The sequence below is a fragment of the uncultured Oscillibacter sp. genome, from assembly GCF_950073225.1.
In the GTDB taxonomy this organism is placed as follows: domain Bacteria; phylum Bacillota; class Clostridia; order Oscillospirales; family Oscillospiraceae; genus Oscillibacter.
Map to the genome: position 1 here is coordinate 14,355 of NZ_CATMPS010000003.1, position 17,414 is coordinate 31,768.

Sequence of the window (17,414 nt, forward strand, 5' to 3'; positions counted from 1 at the left end):
CATGCTGGACCAGTTTTCAAGGACAGAGCTGCTGCTGGGCCGGGAGGGCGTGGAGCGCCTGGCCCGGGCTCATGTGGCGGTGTTCGGCCTGGGAGGCGTGGGGGGCTATGCCGCGGAGGCCTTGGTCCGCAGCGGCGTGGGAGCCCTGGACCTAATCGACAGCGACCGGGTGAGCCTGACAAACCTGAACCGCCAGATTCTGGCCACCCACCGGACCCTGGGCCAATACAAAGCCGACGCCGCTAGGGACCGGGCGCTGGAGATCAACCCGGAGGCCAGGGTAACTGCCCGCAGGGTCTTCTATGGCCCCGACACCGCCGGAGACTTCGATTTTTCCCAATATGACTACGTGATCGACGCCATCGATACCGTCACCGGCAAGCTGGCTCTGATTCAACAGGCCCTGGCGGCCGGAACGCCCATCATCAGCTGCATGGGAGCCGGGAACAAGCTGGATCCCACCGCCTTCCGGGTGGCAGACATTTACGAGACCTCCGTCTGCCCCCTGGCCCGGGTGATGCGGAAGGAGCTGAAGCGCCGGGGCGTCCGGCGCTTGAAGGTGGTCTACTCCCAGGAGCCCCCCCGGAACCCGGAAGGGGCGCTCTACCAGGAATCCCTGGAGGGAGAAATCCGGCGGCAGCTGCCGGGGAGCGCGGCCTTCGTTCCCGCGGCGGCGGGACTGATCCTGGCGGGAGAGGCCGTCAAGGACCTGGCCCTGGGGCAAAAGCGATAACCACACCGGGAGGGGAAAGCGCGGGGCGCTTTCCCCTTTTTTGCCCGGCGAGAGACGTTCTTATCTTTCCCGTCCGCGTGCCGATATTGTATATATAGGAATCCACGCTGGAAACGGATTCAAGAAAGGAGGCGTCTGCATGGGCGAGCTGACCATCCGCAGAGAGCGCGGTGTGTCCGGGCCCCGGTATCAGGCGGCGGAGAAAACGGAGAGGACAGCCGCCGCCGGGCAAAGCCGCCCGCCGGCCAAAACGCCGGGGGCCACCGTCTCGGAGACTCTCCAAGCCCTCATGAGCAAGATCGGCCAGGCGGAAAACCACACCCGGGAGAGCCACCGGACGCTCCAGGTGGGGGAAGCCGTGCTGGCGGAGGTCCAGGACGCCCTGGACCGCATAGCCGGACTGGCTGAAAAAGCCGCCGGAGGAGGCGGCGCGGATCGGGCCGCCCTGCAAGCGGAGCTGGCGCGGCTGGCGGAGGAAATCGACCGCATGACCGGCGGAGCCTTCGCCGGGGATGCGCGGCTGTTTTTGGAGGGGGACGAGGAGATTGAAGACGGGGTGGAACCCCCGCCGGACGCCGCTCTGGAGGACGAAAACCCGGATCGGGTCCAAACGTTCCCCAACTGGCTGCTGCGGGGAATCGCCCAAAGCGGCCTGTCCCCGGAGCGGCTGCTGGATATGCTGGGGCTGGACAAGACCGCCGGAATCTCGGACATTCTGGCGGCCATCTCCGGGAAATCCCTGGACAGCAACGCCGCCGTGGGGTATCTTGCCGCGCTGTACCTGGGCAGCGTCATCGCCGGGGGCTCCGCCTCCAAGGCTGTCGATTTGAAGGAGGCCCTGGAGGGCCTGCGGCAGCTTCTGGAAAAGGTGTCCCAGGGCTATTCGCCGGACGAAGCGGTCGACCTTCTGACAAACGGCATGTTCTCCAGCTTCGCGGACTTGGAGGCTCAATTCACCGGCGGCGCCGCCCCGGGGATGGAGGATTTCCTGACGGGAATGCTGCTGTACGGCGGGGACGCCGCCGCTTTCCTGGAAAGCGCTTCCATGCTGACCCTCCTGGCGGGGCTGGAAGGGATGAACCTGGAGCTGATGATGGGCCTGCTGGCGGCGGTCCAGGCCTCCGGCGCCGGACCGGAGGCCGCTCTGGAAAACGCCGCCGGAGAAGCGCAGGGCCAGGCGGCCCCGGCGGACGGAACCCCGCTTCAAACTGCCGTCATGGACCTGGGGGATATGAAGGCGGCGGGCCGGGACCTCTCCGGCCTGTCCGTTGACGCCTCCACCGGGGAAGCAGCGGTCGGCGGAACGGCGGACATAACCCTCCAAACCAACGGACCGGAAGGGCGGCCCCTCCTGCTCGCCGGGTCCGGGACGGTAACGCTGCGGGAGGGCCGCGCCCCTATGCTGACCGCGGCCTCCGCCGCTGTCCAACTGTCCGTCCCGGGAAAGGCCGAGCTGGATGAGGTTCTGCTGCGCCCCGGCGCGTCCCTGACCCTGGGCGGCGGCGGAACCGTGCGGATCGGCGTCCTCCGGGGGGAGGAAAGCAGCCTCCTGCGCCTGACGGGCGGCGCGGTCCTCCTCGCGGAGACGGACGGCAAAGCCTTTGGAACCCTGCCTGTCCCCGTGGTCGTCGACGGGCCCGTGTTCCTGGCGGCGCAGGCAGCCCGTGTGACCGACGGGAACGGAAAGCCCCTGGCCCCCTTCGACGTCGTCTGGCGGACGCTGCTGCCGGGTTGGAGCGCCATAACCGCCCTGGCGGTGGACGGCCGTCACGGACGGGCCATGCTTTTAAGCGGCGAGCCCGCCCGGCTGTGGCTGCAAAAGGGGGACCAGGGTTCCCCGGCGGTTCACACCGTGGTCCTCCGGGGGAAGGACGAGGCCGAGCGGCTTAAAACCCGCTACGCCTATCTGCGCTGGAACGAGGGCGCGGGCGCTTTTGAGAAAACCGTCCTGTACCCAAATCCCTTCACCGTCACCGGCGGGGAGCCGGGAAAGGACTGGATTTACGAGGAGGAGACGCATACGCTCCGCATTTTGACCAACCGGGTCTCCTCCGTCTCCGGCGGCATGGGAACCGACGCCAACCAGGAGCCCTTCAGCGGGCGGCTGGTTCTGGCGGACGGCATCGGGAAGCTGGAGCTGACCCTGGGGGGCGTGGTCTGCCGGGTATCCGAGGGCGGAGCCTTCGACCTGGGCCGGGAAAACGACGTGACGCTGTTCCTGCAAAGCGGCACGGACAACCGCTTTGAAAGCGGCGCGGGCCGGGCGGGCATCTCCCTGGGAGACGGCACTTCCCTGCTGGTGGACTGCCCCGAGGCCCGGGACAACAGCCGCAACCCCGCCGGAACCCTGACCGCTTCCGGCGGTCCGGGGGGCGCGGGCATCGGACGGGACAGCGGCGGAGGCCGAACCCAATCCGGCCGCATTCGAATCCGCGGCGGCGCGGTCACCGCCACGGGCGCCGGAGGCGGCGCGGGCATCGGCGCCGGGAAACGGGGCGCTATAGGGCCCGTGGACATCCTGGGCGGCGTCGTTTCCGCCACCGGGGAATCCGGCGGCGGGGCCGGCATCGGCGGAGCCCTGGGGGCGGCGGCGGGAGACATCACCATCCGGGGCGGCAGCGTCGCCGCCCTGGCCCTGGGACACGCCGCCGCCATCGGCGCGGGGGCACAGGGGCCCTGCGGAGACATCCTCATCACCGGCTCGGCCCGGATTCAAAAGGCCCTGGGCGGCGATCCGGGGGCGGACATCGGGGCCTGCCTCTTCGGCGGCTGCGGAAAGGTCCAAATCACCGGCGGAGCGGATATCGGCAGGGCCCGGCTCTGGACGCGCTCCGGCGTTCCCCTCCAGATGGGGGCGGAAACCGTGACCCTGCCCCAGTTCCGGCTGTCCTCCCGGACCCTGGGCCTGGATCGGCTCAGCGTGGCCACCAAGGAGGCCGCCAAGGCCGCGCAAGCCATTGTCGAGCGGGACCGGCGTTGGGTGGCCCAGATTCAAAACGCCTACAACGTGCTCTACCACCGGCTGGAGCGCAGCTGGAACGGACTGCTGGGGGTTCAGCAGTACCTCAGCGGCGGGGGCCCGGTGCGGGATGCCGGGGCGGCGGGCTCGCTGCTGGAAGACGCCCGGCGGTCCATTCCCCTCCCCTCCTCCCAGGCCATGCGGACCCACGGCAAGCGGGGGAAGGACGATGTGCGCCAGCTCTTCCGGTAAGGGATGCCGGAAGCACGGTAAGAACAAACAAGCGGAGGCCGCCTTGCGCGGCCTCCGCTTGCGCTATTTCCGACCTTTCAGCCGCTTCATGGCCCGTTCCAGCCCCTCGGCGGTGAGGTCGTACATGGGAAACATGTGCCCCAGCTGCCAGTGGGTCTGGCCCCAGTAATCCGGCCGCTCCGGCATGGGCTCCGGGTTCAGCCAGACCAGGTAAGGGTACTGCTTCTTCATCCGCTCCAGCCACTCCAGGCCGGAGGGGCCGTAGGTCCGCCGCTCCCAGTCATAGCGCTTCTCCCGCAGCTCATAGGGGCTCATGGCGGCATCCCCCACCACCAGGACCTTGTAGTTCCCGTCGAAGTTGGAGAGGACCCAGTCCGTGGGCACCGCCTCCTTCCAGCGGAGGGCGGGGCCGGTATAGAGCTCCGAGTAGACGCAGTTGTGGAAGTAATACGTGTGGAGCTCCTTGAAGTGGTTGGACTTTTGGGCCGCCTGGAACAGCCGGGAGCAGAGTCCGGCGTAGTACTCCATGGACCCGCCGGAGTCCATCAGCAGCAGGACCTTGACGGCGTTTTTCCGGGGGTGGGTCTTTCGGATTTTCAAAAGCCCCCCGTTGTCGCAGGTGTCGCGGATGGTCCCGTCCACATCCAGGACCTCCTCACTCTCGTCCGCCTGCGCGGAGAGCTGGCGCAGCAGGCGGAAAGCCGTCTGAAACTGCCGGGTGTCCAGGGTGTTGTCCTTCCGAAAATCCCGGAAGCGCCGCTCCCCGGCCACCATCATGGCGGTGCGGTGACGGCCCTGGCCGCCGATGCGGATGCCGCCGGGGTGCCAGCCGCTGTTACCAAAGGGAGAGCGGCCCTGGGTGCCCACCCAGTAGCTGCCGCCGTTGTGCTCCTCCGTCTGCTCCTTCAGGCGCTCCTCCAAAAGGCGCAGCAGCTCTTCGGCCTTCTCCTCGGAGAAGCCCGCCCGCTTCAGCTCCTCCAGGGTCCGGCCCAGATTCTCGGAGGGGCGGTCCAGCCAGTCCAGCAGCTCCTTGGGCAGCTCGCCGTTCCAGGGTATGTCCCGGAAAAACTCCAGGAAAGCCTGGTCGAAGCGGTCGAAATCCGCCTCGCTTTTCACCACCACCGCCCGGCAGAGCCGGTAAAACCCCGTTAAGCTGGACTGGTGGAGCCCCCGGGACAGGCCCTCCAGCAGAACCATCCACTCGTCCGGCGTCACGTCCAGCCCGCGGCTCCGGAGGAGGTAAAAAAAGGAAAGAAACATGGTCTCAGCGGCTGCCCCGCAGGGTCCGCAGGTCCTTGTCCTTTTTCAGCAGGACCCCGGCAAAGGGAATCTCCTTCCGGACCCGGGCCGGGTCCACGCCCCCGGCCGTGAGGGCCCGGAGCCAGTCCACCAGCTCCGAGGTGCTGGGCTTTTTGTCAATGCCCCGGAGCTCCCGGATCCAGTAAAAGGCCGCCATGGCCTGGCGGAGCAGCTCCTCCTCCAGGTGGTCGAAGTGGACATAGAGGATGCGCTCCATCTGCTCCTGGTCCGGAAAGTCGATATAGTGGAAGATGCACCGGCGCAGGAAGGCGTCGGGCAGCTCCTTCTCGGCGTTGGAGGTGATGATGACGATGGGCCGCTTCCTGGCCCGGACGGTCTCCCGGGTCTCCGGGATGTAGAACTCCATCTGGTCCAGCTCCCACAGAAGGTCGTTGGGGAATTCCAGGTCCGCCTTGTCGATCTCGTCGATCAGCAGGACCACCTGCTCTTCTGCGGAGAAGGCCTCCCCCAGCTTGCCCAGCTTGATGTAACTTGCGATGTCGTCCACGCCGTGGGACCCAAACTGGCTGTCGTAGAGCCGCTGGACCACGTCGTAGACGTAAAGGCCGTCCTGGGCCTTGGTGGTGGACTTCACATTCCAGATGATCAGCTCTTTTCCCAGGGCCTGGGCCACGGCCTGCGCCAGCATGGTCTTGCCCGTGCCCGGCTCGCCCTTGATAAGCAGCGGCTTTTCCAGCGTCACGGCGATGTTCACCGCCGCCATCAGCTCGCCGGAGGCTACGTATTGGTCGGTTCCCGAAAAAATATCTTTCATATGCTCACCTTTGTTTCCATGTCTTCCCGTCCCCTAAAGGGACAGGTACGTTCTATTGCATTATACTAAGATACCAGAGCCGGAGCGATTCCGCAAGCGCCGATTTCGCTTCCGTCCTGGCCGGGGCGGCGGGCCTGGGAAAACCGGCGCATTCCCCCGCTCTACGAATCATAGGGTGACATTTCCCCGCCGCCGTGGCATACTGTCGCCAAAGGAGTTGATGGAATTTGGACACGAAAGCCACGGGCGCGCTGATTGCCCAGCGGCGGAAGGCGCTGGCCCTCAGCCAGGCGGAGCTGGCGGAGCGGCTCCACGTGACGGACAAGGCCGTCAGCCGCTGGGAGACCGGGCGGGGCATGCCCGGCCTGGACAGCCTGGAGCCTCTTTCCGAAGCTCTTGGCCTGTCGGTCAGCGAGCTGCTGAGCGGGAAGGAATTGACGCGGGAGGAATTGCCGAAAGCGGCGGGAGGACAGATTATGGAGAGCATGAAGCGGGAGAATCGCTGGAAGTGGCTGGCGTGGGCCGCCATGGCGGCGGTGACCGTGCTGGCGATTTGGGGCGCCGGCGTATCCGTCCAGGCCCAGCGGGAGGCGGAACGGGCGGAGCAGGAGCACGCGGAGCGCCGGGCCCACTACGCCAGCTCCGTCAACCCCAATTCCCAGGAAGAACTGGTGGAGGCCACGACGGCCTATTTTGAGGAACAGGGCATGAAAACCCGGTTTAACCCCCATAGCCTGAAGGTCCGGGATTGGGCCGCCGCGGGGGACTATCTGGCCTTCCTCTTCTCGGACCGGGAGGGAGCGTGGTGCATGAGCTTCTGGCAGAGGGACGAGGTATACCCGGAGCGTTTCCGTATTGCGGGCGGGCGCTCCCGGATCGATCCGGGGGCCTGGGGGCTGCTGGAGTGGAACTTCGGCACCCAGGAGCAGCCCGTCCTTGTGGCCTCCGGGGTGGAGCTGCCGGAGGAGGCATACTTCTATGAATATGGGGGAGATCACTACACACTGAGGAGCTGGGTAAACACGGACCTTCGGACTGCGCTGGACATCTTTGTCACGGCTCTGCCCATGAATCAGGAGCAGCCCTCCGCCATCCCCCTTCCGCTCTACGACATTAACGGAGCTTATATTCCCCGGGACATGAAATAACAAAGGGCTCCCCTCCGCCGGAAAACGGAGGGGAGCCTTTTTGCTTCTTATTACAAATCGTATCAGAAAGTCACCACGTCCTGGGCGGGCTTCCCACAGGGGGCGATGGTCATGACGTGCATCACCGGGCCCTTGCCCTGGTAGGCGTCGTGGTTCTCCACCGCCATGCGGGCGGAAACCTCCACCCAGTCCCGGTTCTTGTAGTCCTTCAGGCCCATGCCCTTGGCAACCAGGCCCAGGAATTGGATGTCGTTTTCACAGCAGACCATGGCAAAGCGGCCGGGACAGTGGATGCCGGGGTACTTCTTGGAATGGCACATGAGGAGCTTCATGTGGACCTCCTTCCCCGCCCAGCGGTCCGGGTGGTCCATCACGTCCACGTACCACACGCCAAAGTCGTCGTCGGGGACGTCCACCACGGGCTGGTCCAGGTCGAAGGGGCACTCGTCCCCGGTGAGGTAGTCCTCACTGGTGCCGTCCACATTTTCAAAATAGATGTCCGCCCGGCGGTTCACCATGCGGAGGTTCCGCTTCCGCAGGGTCTCCCGCAGCTCCGGCGTGGCCCGGTTGAAGACCAGGAGGTCCGCGTTGGTGATTTTCTCCATCATCAGCTGGCCCATGTTCTTGGCGTAAAGCTCGAAGGTCCCCGCCTCCACAAAGGTCATAATCTGATAGAGCACCCAGTTGGCGGGGAGAACCTCCCGGTATAAGCGCTCCATCTGCCACATACCGTTGTACTCGATGAGGACCTGCTTGGGCCGGACTTTCTTTTCCAGCTCCTTCATCCGGGAGCAGGTCAGGTCCGCCTCGTCCTCAATATCCACCACGGTCACGTTGTCCAGCGCCTTGGGGTTGTATTCCTCCTCCCCCTCCTCGCAGCGGAGGAGGAGGGTTTTGTCCTGGCGGGCGAAGCCGTCCTCCAGGACGCCGTTGATGAAATTGGTCTTGCCGGAATCCAGGAACCCGGCCACCAGATAAACGGGAATATCCATGAACGCGCGTTTCCTTTCCCGGCTTAGAGGCCGAAGAGCCGGGCGAGCTTGTCTTCCTTCAGCTCCGCTCCGATGACGCAGAGGCGGCCGGTGTAATCGGGCCGCCCGGCCCGCACCTCGTGCTCTTCGGGCACGAAGTCAAATTCAATCCAGGACCCGTCCTCCCCGTTCACGATGCCCTTGGCCCGGAGGATGCTGCCGTACTCACCGGAGTCCAGGGCGGCGAGGATCTGTTCAATGCCCGCCTTTGTGAAGGCCTTGGGGGTCTCTTTGCCCCAGGAGGTGAAGACCTCGTCGGCGTGGTGGTGATGGTGGTGGCAGGAGCAGTCCGGGTCGCTGCACTCATGGCTGTGGTGGTGCTCATGGGCCCCGTGCTCCTCGTGGTCATGGTGGTGGGCACCATGGCCGTGGTGCTCATGGTGCCCATGCTCCCCATGGCAGCACTCCTCCTGCTCCCCATGGCCGTGGCGGTGCTCGTGGTCCCCATGTTCCCCGTGGTCATGGTGGTGGTGGGCGTGCTCCGCCTCCTCGGCCTCGTGCTCCGCCCGCATCTTCGCCAGCAGCTCGTCCGCCAGGGAGACCTTCTCGATAGCGGAAAGAATGGTTTTGCCATCCAGCTCATCCCAGGGAGTGGTCAGAATGGCGGCGTCCGGGTTCTTCTCCCGGAGCAGGGCCACGGCGGCCTCCAGCTTCTCCCGGCTCAGCTTCTGGGTCCGGGAGAGGACGATGGTCCCGGCGGACTCAATCTGGTTGTTGTAGAACTCGCCGAAGTTTTTCATGTAGACCTTCACCTTGGAGGCGTCCGCCACGGTGACGAAGCTGTTCAGCTTCAAGTCCGGGGCCTCGGCGGCGGTGTTCTCCACGGCGACGATGACGTCGGAGAGCTTGCCCACGCCGGAGGGCTCAATGAGGATGCGGTCCGGGTGGAACTGCTCCGCCACGTCCTTGAGGGCCTTGTTGAAATCCCCCACCAGGGAGCAGCAGATGCAGCCGGAGGACATCTCGGAGATCTGCACGCCGGACTCCTTGAGGAAGCCGCCGTCGATGCTGATTTCGCCGAACTCGTTTTCAATGAGGACCAGCTTCTCCCCCTGGTAGGCCTCCGCCAGCAGCTTTTTGATGAGGGTGGTCTTACCCGCCCCCAGGAAACCGGAGATAATGTCGATCTTTGTCATGGTATCAAATCCTTTGCTTTTATTTTGATTCCGCACATATCATACCACTGAATTGGGAAAATGCAACCGGGTTACAAAAATTTAACAGAAAACCCTCAGTCCTCCGGCTGGCCGCCGTTCTCCTCCCGGGCCTGGTTGAGATAGTCACGGTCCGCCGTCTTCCTGCTGGGGACAAAGCCCTGGGCCGCCGTGCGCTTTTTGCCCTTGCTCTTGGCGTAAAAGAAGCCGGTGAAGGAGAAGACCGCCGCACCGATGAAGTTGACGAAGAGGTCCTTCATGGTGTCGATGAGGCCGATGTCCAGATACCCCCCCAGGCCCAGGCTCTCGCCGTTGACCAGGACCTCCTGAATGCCCGGCACGGCCACCACCTTGTTGGACCGGGTCACATCCAGGCTGGCGGAGTAGATGGCGTTGACGACGGTGTCCCGCTGCATGTCGGTATGGAAAAACATGTCCATGCCGAACTCGAAGAACTCCCACAGGACGCCGATGGTCATGGAAAAGCAGAAGGCGACCAGGGCTAAAAACACCGGGGACAAATCGAAGGTGAGGCGCTCGTCGTCGTTGAGGAGCACCACCATGGCAAAGCCCACGGCGGCGGCCAGGAAGCCGTTGAGGGTGTGGAGCATGGTGTCCCAATGGGGGACCACCACGTAAAAGGCGTTGACCTCTCCCAAAACCTCCGCCGCGTAGATGAAGCACAGGACGGTGATCTCCAGGGCGGGAGGCAGCTCGATGTGGAACTTCACCTGAATCCAGCTGGGCACATAGAGGAGCAGATAGGCCAGGGCGCAGTAGAACGCGCTCTCATAGCCGCCGATGAAGATCTGGCGGATAAAGATGACGATGACCAAAAGCCGCAGGGTGTAGAAGACGATGAAGGAGCTTTTGTGCTCCCGCAGCTCCTTTTCCATGGCCTGGCGGAAATTCTTCTTCTCCCGCCGCTTGGCGCGTTTTAGATCTTGCTTGCTGAGCTTGGACATGAGAACCTCCTTTTAAAAACGGATCGCTGTTATAGCCTGGTGATCATAGCACAGAGCGGCGGAATTTGCAAGGCAGGGGTCCGCCGGAGAAAATTTTGCAAAACCCCTTGACATTTCCTGAAAATGTGCTATTGTATTAATTGCATAAGACAACAGCACACAAACAGGAGGTGCGTACAATGCAATGGCAGTTTTCCAACGACGCCCCAATCTATACCCAGCTGATCCAGCAGGTGAAGGTGGGCATCGTCACCGGCGCGTTTCCTCCGGGGGAACGATTGCCCTCCGTGCGGGACATGGCCACGGAGGCCGGGGTAAACCCCAATACCATGCAGCGGGCTCTGGCGGAGCTGGAGCGGGACGGCCTGGTGTACAGCCAGCGGACCGCGGGAAGATTTGTGACGGAGGACAACACCATGATTAACCAGGCGAAGCGGAGCCTTGCCGAGCGGCATGTCAAGACGTTTTTGGAGGCGATGCTCCGGCTGGGCTTCCAAAAGGACGAGATCATCGATCTGATTTCAAAGGAATTGGGAGAGGAGGAAGCGGACCATGCCAGTGCTTGAGTGCAAGGGACTGACCAAGCGGTTCGGGAGGACCGCGGCCCTGGACGAGGTGAGCCTCACCGTGGAGCCGGGCCGCATCGTGGGCCTTCTGGGCCCCAATGGAAGCGGCAAGACCACCCTCATTAAATTGGCCAACGGATTGCTGACCCCCGACGGGGGCTATATCGCCGTGTGCGGCACGGCGCCGGGGAGGGAGAGCCACAGCCTGGTGAGCTACCTCCCGGAGCGGACGGCCATCCCCACCTGGATGACGGCCCGGCAGCTGCTGGACTTCTACGGGGATTTCTACCAGGACTTCCGCCGGGAGGCGGCGGAGGAGATGCTGGACCACCTGGGCATCCAGCCCCGGCAGGCCGTGAAGCAGATGTCCAAGGGCACCCGGGAGAAGGTGCAGCTCATCATGGTCATGAGCCGGGCGGCAAAGCTCTATCTGCTGGATGAGCCCATCGGCGGCGTGGACCCCGCCACCCGGGATTACATTCTCTCCACCATCATCGGCAACTACAACCCCGATGCGGCGGTGGTGATCTCCACCCACCTCATCGCCGACGTGGAGAAGGTGCTGGACGAGGTCATCTTTATCAGCCAGGGCCGCGTGGCCCTCCAGTCCACCGTGGACGGCATCCGGGAGGAAAAAGGCATGAGCGTGGACGCGCTGTTCCGGGAGGTGTTCAAATGCTGAGGAAATTGCTGAAGCACGAGTTTCGTGCCACGGGGCGGATCATGCTGCCCATGTACCTGATTTTGCTGGTGACCGCCGTGGGCTCCAACCTGGCGGGCCGGGGGATGCTGGACGGACGGTACCACATCCTGAATATCCTGGGCGTTTTGATTGTCACGGCCTTCGGCATCGCCATCTGCGGCGCGCTGCTGATGTCCTTTGTGCTGATGATCCAGCGGTTTTACAAGAACCTCCTCCAGGACGAGGGCTATCTGATGTTCACCCTCCCGGCCTCCGTCCACCAGCACATCTGGTCTAAGCTCATTGTCTCCTCCGTGTGGTTCATCGTCACGGTGCTGGCCATCATCGCCGCCAGCCTGGTGGTGGCCTATCAGGGAGGATTCCTGCGGGAGCTGCTGGACTTCCTCAGGTATTTCCTGGAGGGGCTGCGGAAGCTGGAAGTCAGCGAGGCGTTTAACGGCACCATCTATCTGGCGGAGTTTGCCGTTTTGATGTTTTTGTCCCTGGTGGCCTTCTCCCTCCAGTTCTACGCCGCCCTGGCGGCGGGGCACAGCCAGGCGAACCACAAGCTGCTGTGGTCTGTGGTCTGGTTCTTCGGGATTCAGTTTGCTTTGCAGTTCGCGGGCTCCCTGCTGATAATCGGCTCGAACGAGCTGGATGTGTTCAATCGCCTCTTCTCCCACTGGGACCCCTCGCCCACCGTGGCGATTCATGTGGGTCTGCTGATGGCCATTGGGTGCGTAATCATCTACGGCGCAATTTTTTACGCCATCACCACATTCTTCTTGAAAAAGCACCTGAACCTGGAGTAAACTAGATTCCATAATGCCATACATTATGGAGGAATCCCATGCTGTTCTCAGAAAGCTTTTTAGAAACGGTATCCGGCGATCTGCTGATGACCTTCCTGGTGGCCATGGCCCCGGTGGTGGAGCTCCGGGGGGCCATCCCGGCGGGAATCGCCTCGGGGCTGCCCCCGGCCCTGGCCTGCATCGCCGCCATCGCCGGGAATCTGGTCCCCGCGCCCTTTATCATCGTGCTGGGGCGGCGGATTGCCAACTGGCTCCGGGGCACCCGGTTCTTCGGCCCCAAGATCATTTGGCTGGAGCGGCGGGCCCACCTCAAGGGGCGGCTGGTGCGGAAGTACCGGCTGGCGGGGCTGGTGATCCTGGTGGGCATCCCCCTGCCGGGGACCGGGGCCTGGACCGGGGCGCTGGTGGCCTCGGTGCTGGATATCCGCATGCGCCACGCCCTGCCCGCCATTTTCCTGGGGCTGCTGATTGCGGCGGGGATTACCACCGCCGTCACCCTGGGGGTATTTAATCTGCTGATTTGACTGCTTGACTATTTAAGGAGTACATGATGAAAAAACGACTCGCGATATTCTGCGTTCTGGCCCTGTCCATGTCCCTGCTGTCCGGCTGTATGCACGGCGTCGTGATAACCTCTCCCAGCGACAAGGAGTTTCAGGAGGCCTGGGCGGACTCCATGGAAGAGGCCGCCGAGGAGTGGGCACAGGACTGGGAGGCCGCCATTGACGAAGCCGCGCGATCCTGGAGTACCCAGGACGAGAACGGCGTGGAAAAGGACCACTACTGGAAGGTCCTGGACGAGAAAGACAACGAAGCCGGGACCGTTACGGACCCGGAACAGGTCAAGGCCATAGACGATCTCCTCAACGACGACGGCCATTGGGGAGACCGGCTGGCCGAGGACCCCGGAGACCCGGCGTACAGCTATATCTACTGCCAGCAGGAGACTTTGAAAGCGGGCCAGAAGGAGGAGGACCGGAAGTACGAGGAGCTGGTCCGCTTCACCGTCTCCGCGTCGGAGGACGTGGTGACCCTGGTGATTCTGGAGGAGCTGCCCTCTTTGCTGCATGTGGATCTGGGAGATTTCCTGACCTTCACCATCGACGTCCCGGCGGAGACGGCGGAGGCCCTGCGGGACCCCTCCCGGTTTTTGGAATAACGTACAAGGACGCGTCTGACCGGCGCGTCCTTCTTAATGTTAATGGCCCTCAACCCTTGACAAACCGGGGAAATTGGGGTAGATTAACCTTGCAAAAGCGATAAGCTACATGAAGGAGGACCAGCGTTATGCATAACGTGCGCAATATTACATCCGACATCCTGCTCATCGGCGGGTCCGACCGGCGGCTGAGCCTGTTTGAAAACGTGTTCCCCGTCCCCCGGGGCGTCAGCTACAACGCCTATCTGGTCCGGGACGAGAAGACCGTCCTGCTGGACACGGCGGACAGCGCCGTGGGGGCGCATTTCTACGAGAACCTGGAGCATGCCCTCCAGGGCCGGCCCCTGGACTACATTGTTATCAACCACATGGAGCCGGACCACTGCTCCACCCTGGGAGCTGTGCTCCGCACCCACCCCAAGGCCCAGGTGGTGGCCAGCGCGAAAGCCATCTCCATGATCGGCCAGTTTTTCGACGCCGACGTCACGAACCGCTGCCTCGCCGTGAAGGAGGGGGACACCCTCTCCACCGGGCGGCATACCCTCACCTTCGTCATGGCCCCCATGGTCCACTGGCCGGAGGTCATGGTCACCTATGACGCCGCGGAGAAGGTCCTCTTCTCCGCCGACGCCTTCGGCACCTTCGGCGCGCTGAACGGGAACATCTTCGCAGACGAGGTGAACTTCAAAACCGAGTGGCTTCCCGACGCCCGGCGGTATTACACCAACATCGTGGGCAAGTACGGCGCCCAGGTCCAGACCCTGCTGAAAAAGGCGGCGGGACTGGATATCCAATATCTCTGCCCCCTCCACGGCCCCATCTGGCGGGAGGATGCGGCGTGGTTCGTGGAGAAATACCAGCGCTGGAGCAGCTACACCCCCGAGGACAAAACCGCCGCCATCTTCTGCGGCTCCATCTACGGCAACACGGAAAACGCCGCCGAGCTCCTGGCCGCCCGTCTGGCGGAGAAGGGCGTGCGGGACGTGCGGCTCTACGACGTGTCCCACACCCATGTGTCCGAGCTGGTGGCCGAGGCCTTCCGGTGCAGCCATCTGGTGTTCGCCTCCGCCACGTACAACGGGGAGATCTACACCCCCATGGACAACTTCCTCCGGGATTTGAAGTCCCACGGCCTGCGGAACCGGACGGTGGGCCTCATTGAAAACGGCACCTGGGCTCCCGTGTCCGGCAAGCAGATGGCGGAGCTGCTGGGGGCCATGAAGGACATGACCATTCTGGAAGGGACCGTCAGCCTGAAATCCTCTGCGAAGGAGCCCCAGCGGGAGGCGCTGGAGGCCCTGGCGGACGCTCTGGCGGCCGGTATCCTGGCCTGAACAAGACATGAAAGACCGGCGTGGGATTCCCACGCCGGTCTTTTGTGCTTCCTGTAAGGATTTCTTCGCCGCCGCCCCAGCCCGGAGAAGCACCCGGCAGCCGGAGCGCGCAGCGCTCTTTGGACGCGCTTTTTCAAGAACGCGTCAATCCATGATATCGACGGAGACCTTAAAGCCCTCCCGCTGGGCGCGGGAGCGGACTACGGTGCGGATCTCCTTGGCGATGCGGCCCTGCCGTCCGATGACTTTGCCCATGTCGTCGGGGGCGACGCGCAACTCCAGGGTCAGCTCCTGATCGCCGGAGGCGGTCTCCGTAACGGTGACCGCGTCCGGGTCGTCCACCAGGTTCCGGGCGATATAGAGCAGCAAGTCCTTCATGCTCCGCCCTCCGGATCAGAGGACGTCCACTTTTTTCAGCAGAGCCCGGACGGTATCGGTGGGCTGGGCGCCGGACTTGATCCAGGCCTGGGCCCGCTCCGCGTCAATCTTGATCTCGGCGGGGGAAACGCAGGGGTTGTACGTACCGATCTCCTCGATGAAGCGGCCGTCCCGGGGGAAACGGGAGTCCGCCACCACGACCCGGTAGAAGGGAGCCTTCTTCGCGCCCATGCGGCGCAGTCTGATCTTGACCATGTTGCTGTACCTCCAAAAGTTTTAAAATAAGTTGATTTATTATAAATGCCGCATTTCAGCTTCGTGAATGCTCCGCACTTATAGATTAGCGAAACCGCTTCTTCCGGCCGAAGCCGTGAAGCCGGGAAGGAGCTTTTCCCCCCATGCCGCCCAGGGCCCCAAGGCCGGGCATCCGCCCGCCCTTGGTCATCTGGCGGGTGAGCTCCCGCATCATGTCGAACTGCTTTAAAAGGCGGTTCACGTCCACCACCTCCAGGCCGCAGCCGGCGGCGATGCGCTTTTTCCGGCTGGCGTTCAGCACCTGGGGGTTCTCCCGCTCCAGGGGGGTCATGGAGAGGATGATGGCCTCGGTCCGGGCCATGGCCTTTTCGTCGATGGACGCGCCCTGCATCTGCTTGCCTAAGGCCCCCGGCATCATGCCCAGAAGCTGGCTCAGATCCCCCATGTTTTTCAGCTGCTGGAGCTGGTCGTAGTAGTCCTGAAGGGTAAAGCGGTTTTTCCGCAGCTTCTCCTCGATTTTGGCGGCCTGCTTTTCGTCATAGGCCTGCTCCGCCTTCTCAATGAAGGACAGCATGTCGCCCATGCCCAGGATGCGGGAGGCCATGCGGTCCGGGTGGAAGGGCTCGATCATGTCCAGCTTCTCGCCGGTGCCCGCGAACTTGATGGGCTTGCCCGTGGCAGCCCGGATGGACAGGGCCGCGCCGCCCCGGGCGTCGCCGTCCAGCTTGGTGAGGATGACGCCGTCGATGCCCAGGGCCTCGTCGAAGGCCGTGGCGGCGTTTACCGCGTCCTGGCCCGTCATGGCGTCCACCACCAGTAAAATCTCGTTGGGATGGACGGCGGCCTTCATCCGCTTCAGCTCGTCCATCAGGTTCTCGTCCACATGGAGCCGTCCGGCGGTGTCCAAAAACACCATGTCGCTGCCGTGGTCCCGGGCGTGGCGGATGGCGTTTTGGGCGATCTTCACCGGGTCCCCCCGGCCCTCCTCGAAGACCGGGAGGTCCATCTGCCCGCCCACGACCTTCAGCTGCTCGATGGCGGCGGGGCGGTACACGTCACAGGCGGCCAGCAGGGGCCGCTTCTGGTACTGCCTGCGCATCAAGCCGCCCAGCTTGGCGGTGGTGGTGGTTTTGCCCGCGCCCTGGAGACCCACCATCATCACCACCGTGGGGCCGTTGTTGGCCATGGTGATTTTGGCGTTGGCCCCGCCCATGAGGCCGGTGAGCTCCTCGTTGACGATTTTCACCACCTGCTGGGCGGGGGTGAGGCTGTCCAGCACGTCGCTGCCCACGGCCCGCTCCGTAACGGAGGCCACAAAGTCCTTGACCACCTTGTAGCTTACGTCGGCCTCCAAAAGGGCCAGGCGGACCTCCCGCATGGCCTCCCGGACGTCGTTTTCCGTCAGGCGGCCCTTGCCCCGGAGGCGTTTAAAGGCGGCGTTCAGTTTTTCGGTTAATCCTTCAAATGCCATAAGCTCATTCCTTTAAGGCGGCGGCTTCCCGGCGGATCTGATCCGCCAGCTCCGTCAGCCGCCGGTCCTCGTAATAGCGGTAGTTCAGGGTGGAGATCTCCTCGGCGGCGGCGGTAATGGCGTCCACATGGGCGCTCCGGCTGAGGAAGCGCTTGATGATGCCGGTTTTGTCCTCCACCTCCTGCATGGCGGCCTCCGCCCGGACGATGACGTCCCGGACGCCCTGGCGGGAGATGCCGGCGTTTTCGGCAATCTCGGCCAGGGAGAGGTCCTCATTATAATAGAGGTCGAAAAACTCCTTCTGCCGCTCGGTCAGGAGCTCCCCGTAAAAGTCGTAGAGCATCGTCATGCGATAGGTCTGGTTCTTCATCACGGGAAACGCCCCCTTCCGCCGTGTAAAGTTGTGCCGCTTTACAACGTTGCTTAGTTTACAGGAAAATC

Annotated in this window: 18 protein-coding genes; 9 read left to right on the top strand and 9 right to left on the bottom strand. The window is 63.6% G+C overall.

The features are described 5' to 3' along the window. Nucleotide 1: 1 nt before the first annotated feature. Both Q1M04_RS02960 and Q1M04_RS02965 read left to right on the top strand, forming a co-directional pair. Nucleotides 2–733 carry a ThiF family adenylyltransferase gene (locus Q1M04_RS02960; protein ID WP_204790378.1) on the top strand — a complete coding sequence of 244 codons (732 nt, stop codon included), beginning with the start codon at nt 2–4 and terminating at the stop codon, nt 731–733. A gap of 139 nt (nt 734–872) precedes the next feature. Continuing rightward, complete coding sequence (locus tag Q1M04_RS02965; protein ID WP_297997070.1) at nt 873–3,944, top strand: hypothetical protein; 3,072 nt, start codon at nt 873–875, stop codon at nt 3,942–3,944. Between the two features lie 63 nt (nt 3,945–4,007). Here Q1M04_RS02965 and Q1M04_RS02970 read toward each other — a convergent pair whose 3' ends face one another. Both Q1M04_RS02970 and Q1M04_RS02975 read right to left on the bottom strand, forming a co-directional pair. Beyond that, entirely contained in the window at nt 4,008–5,204 is a 1,197-nt protein-coding gene (locus Q1M04_RS02970; RefSeq protein ID WP_293279925.1) for a VWA containing CoxE family protein, read from the bottom strand. Nucleotides 5,205–5,208: 4 nt separating this feature from the next. Next, the gene (locus tag Q1M04_RS02975; protein WP_297997072.1) at nt 5,209–6,018 is read right to left on the bottom strand and encodes a MoxR family ATPase; all 810 of its coding nucleotides are present in this window, start codon (nt 6,016–6,018) and stop codon (nt 5,209–5,211) included. A 227-nt stretch (nt 6,019–6,245) separates the two neighbouring features. Here Q1M04_RS02975 and Q1M04_RS02980 point away from each other — a divergent pair, with 227 nt between their 5' ends. Then, complete coding sequence (locus tag Q1M04_RS02980; RefSeq protein ID WP_297997074.1) at nt 6,246–7,166, top strand: helix-turn-helix domain-containing protein; 921 nt, start codon at nt 6,246–6,248, stop codon at nt 7,164–7,166. Nucleotides 7,167–7,228: 62 nt separating this feature from the next. Here the strand turns inward: Q1M04_RS02980 and Q1M04_RS02985 are convergent, their stop codons facing one another. The 3 genes from Q1M04_RS02985 to Q1M04_RS02995 form a co-directional block, all read right to left on the bottom strand. After that, nucleotides 7,229–8,158 (bottom strand): GTP-binding protein, encoded by a 930-nt coding sequence (locus Q1M04_RS02985; RefSeq protein ID WP_297997076.1) that lies wholly within the window; start codon nt 8,156–8,158, stop codon nt 7,229–7,231. A gap of 23 nt (nt 8,159–8,181) precedes the next feature. Beyond that, the gene (locus Q1M04_RS02990) at nt 8,182–9,333 is read right to left on the bottom strand and encodes a CobW family GTP-binding protein (RefSeq protein ID WP_297997078.1); all 1,152 of its coding nucleotides are present in this window, start codon (nt 9,331–9,333) and stop codon (nt 8,182–8,184) included. A gap of 95 nt (nt 9,334–9,428) precedes the next feature. Further along, on the bottom strand, nt 9,429–10,316 hold the full coding sequence (locus tag Q1M04_RS02995; RefSeq protein WP_297997080.1) for a hypothetical protein: 888 nt from the start codon (nt 10,314–10,316) through the stop codon (nt 9,429–9,431). A 179-nt stretch (nt 10,317–10,495) separates the two neighbouring features. Here Q1M04_RS02995 and Q1M04_RS03000 point away from each other — a divergent pair, with 179 nt between their 5' ends. The 6 genes from Q1M04_RS03000 (at nt 10,496) to Q1M04_RS03025 (ending at nt 14,869) form a co-directional block, all read left to right on the top strand. Next, nucleotides 10,496–10,882 carry a GntR family transcriptional regulator gene (locus Q1M04_RS03000; RefSeq protein WP_295756806.1) on the top strand — a complete coding sequence of 129 codons (387 nt, stop codon included), beginning with the start codon at nt 10,496–10,498 and terminating at the stop codon, nt 10,880–10,882. Further along, nucleotides 10,869–11,564 carry an ABC transporter ATP-binding protein gene (locus tag Q1M04_RS03005; protein WP_293279931.1) on the top strand — a complete coding sequence of 232 codons (696 nt, stop codon included), beginning with the start codon at nt 10,869–10,871 and terminating at the stop codon, nt 11,562–11,564. The genes Q1M04_RS03000 and Q1M04_RS03005 overlap by 14 nt, the downstream gene beginning before the upstream one ends. Continuing rightward, nucleotides 11,558–12,376, top strand: coding sequence for a hypothetical protein (locus Q1M04_RS03010; RefSeq protein WP_293279932.1), 819 nt, complete (start codon nt 11,558–11,560; stop codon nt 12,374–12,376). The genes Q1M04_RS03005 and Q1M04_RS03010 overlap by 7 nt, the downstream gene beginning before the upstream one ends. A gap of 38 nt (nt 12,377–12,414) precedes the next feature. Beyond that, on the top strand, nt 12,415–12,900 hold the full coding sequence (locus Q1M04_RS03015; RefSeq protein WP_295756802.1) for a small multi-drug export protein: 486 nt from the start codon (nt 12,415–12,417) through the stop codon (nt 12,898–12,900). A gap of 26 nt (nt 12,901–12,926) precedes the next feature. Then, the gene (locus Q1M04_RS03020) at nt 12,927–13,535 is read left to right on the top strand and encodes a hypothetical protein (protein WP_297997083.1); all 609 of its coding nucleotides are present in this window, start codon (nt 12,927–12,929) and stop codon (nt 13,533–13,535) included. Nucleotides 13,536–13,663: 128 nt separating this feature from the next. Then, complete coding sequence (locus tag Q1M04_RS03025; protein ID WP_297997085.1) at nt 13,664–14,869, top strand: FprA family A-type flavoprotein; 1,206 nt, start codon at nt 13,664–13,666, stop codon at nt 14,867–14,869. A gap of 144 nt (nt 14,870–15,013) precedes the next feature. On the opposite strand, the gene Q1M04_RS03030 is transcribed toward Q1M04_RS03025, so the two are convergent. The 4 genes from Q1M04_RS03030 to ylxM form a co-directional block, all read right to left on the bottom strand. Beyond that, nucleotides 15,014–15,247 (bottom strand): KH domain-containing protein, encoded by a 234-nt coding sequence (locus Q1M04_RS03030; protein ID WP_293280541.1) that lies wholly within the window; start codon nt 15,245–15,247, stop codon nt 15,014–15,016. A gap of 15 nt (nt 15,248–15,262) precedes the next feature. Continuing rightward, the gene (gene rpsP, locus Q1M04_RS03035; RefSeq protein WP_293280543.1) at nt 15,263–15,502 is read right to left on the bottom strand and encodes a 30S ribosomal protein S16; all 240 of its coding nucleotides are present in this window, start codon (nt 15,500–15,502) and stop codon (nt 15,263–15,265) included. An 85-nt stretch (nt 15,503–15,587) separates the two neighbouring features. Continuing rightward, nucleotides 15,588–16,973: a signal recognition particle protein gene (ffh, locus tag Q1M04_RS03040; protein ID WP_297294143.1), complete on the bottom strand. Its 1,386-nt coding sequence runs from the start codon at nt 16,971–16,973 to the stop codon at nt 15,588–15,590. A 4-nt stretch (nt 16,974–16,977) separates the two neighbouring features. After that, nucleotides 16,978–17,343, bottom strand: a complete 366-nt coding sequence (gene ylxM, locus Q1M04_RS03045; protein ID WP_204789968.1) for a YlxM family DNA-binding protein — start codon at nt 17,341–17,343, stop codon at nt 16,978–16,980. Between the last annotated feature and the right edge of the window lie 71 nt (nt 17,344–17,414).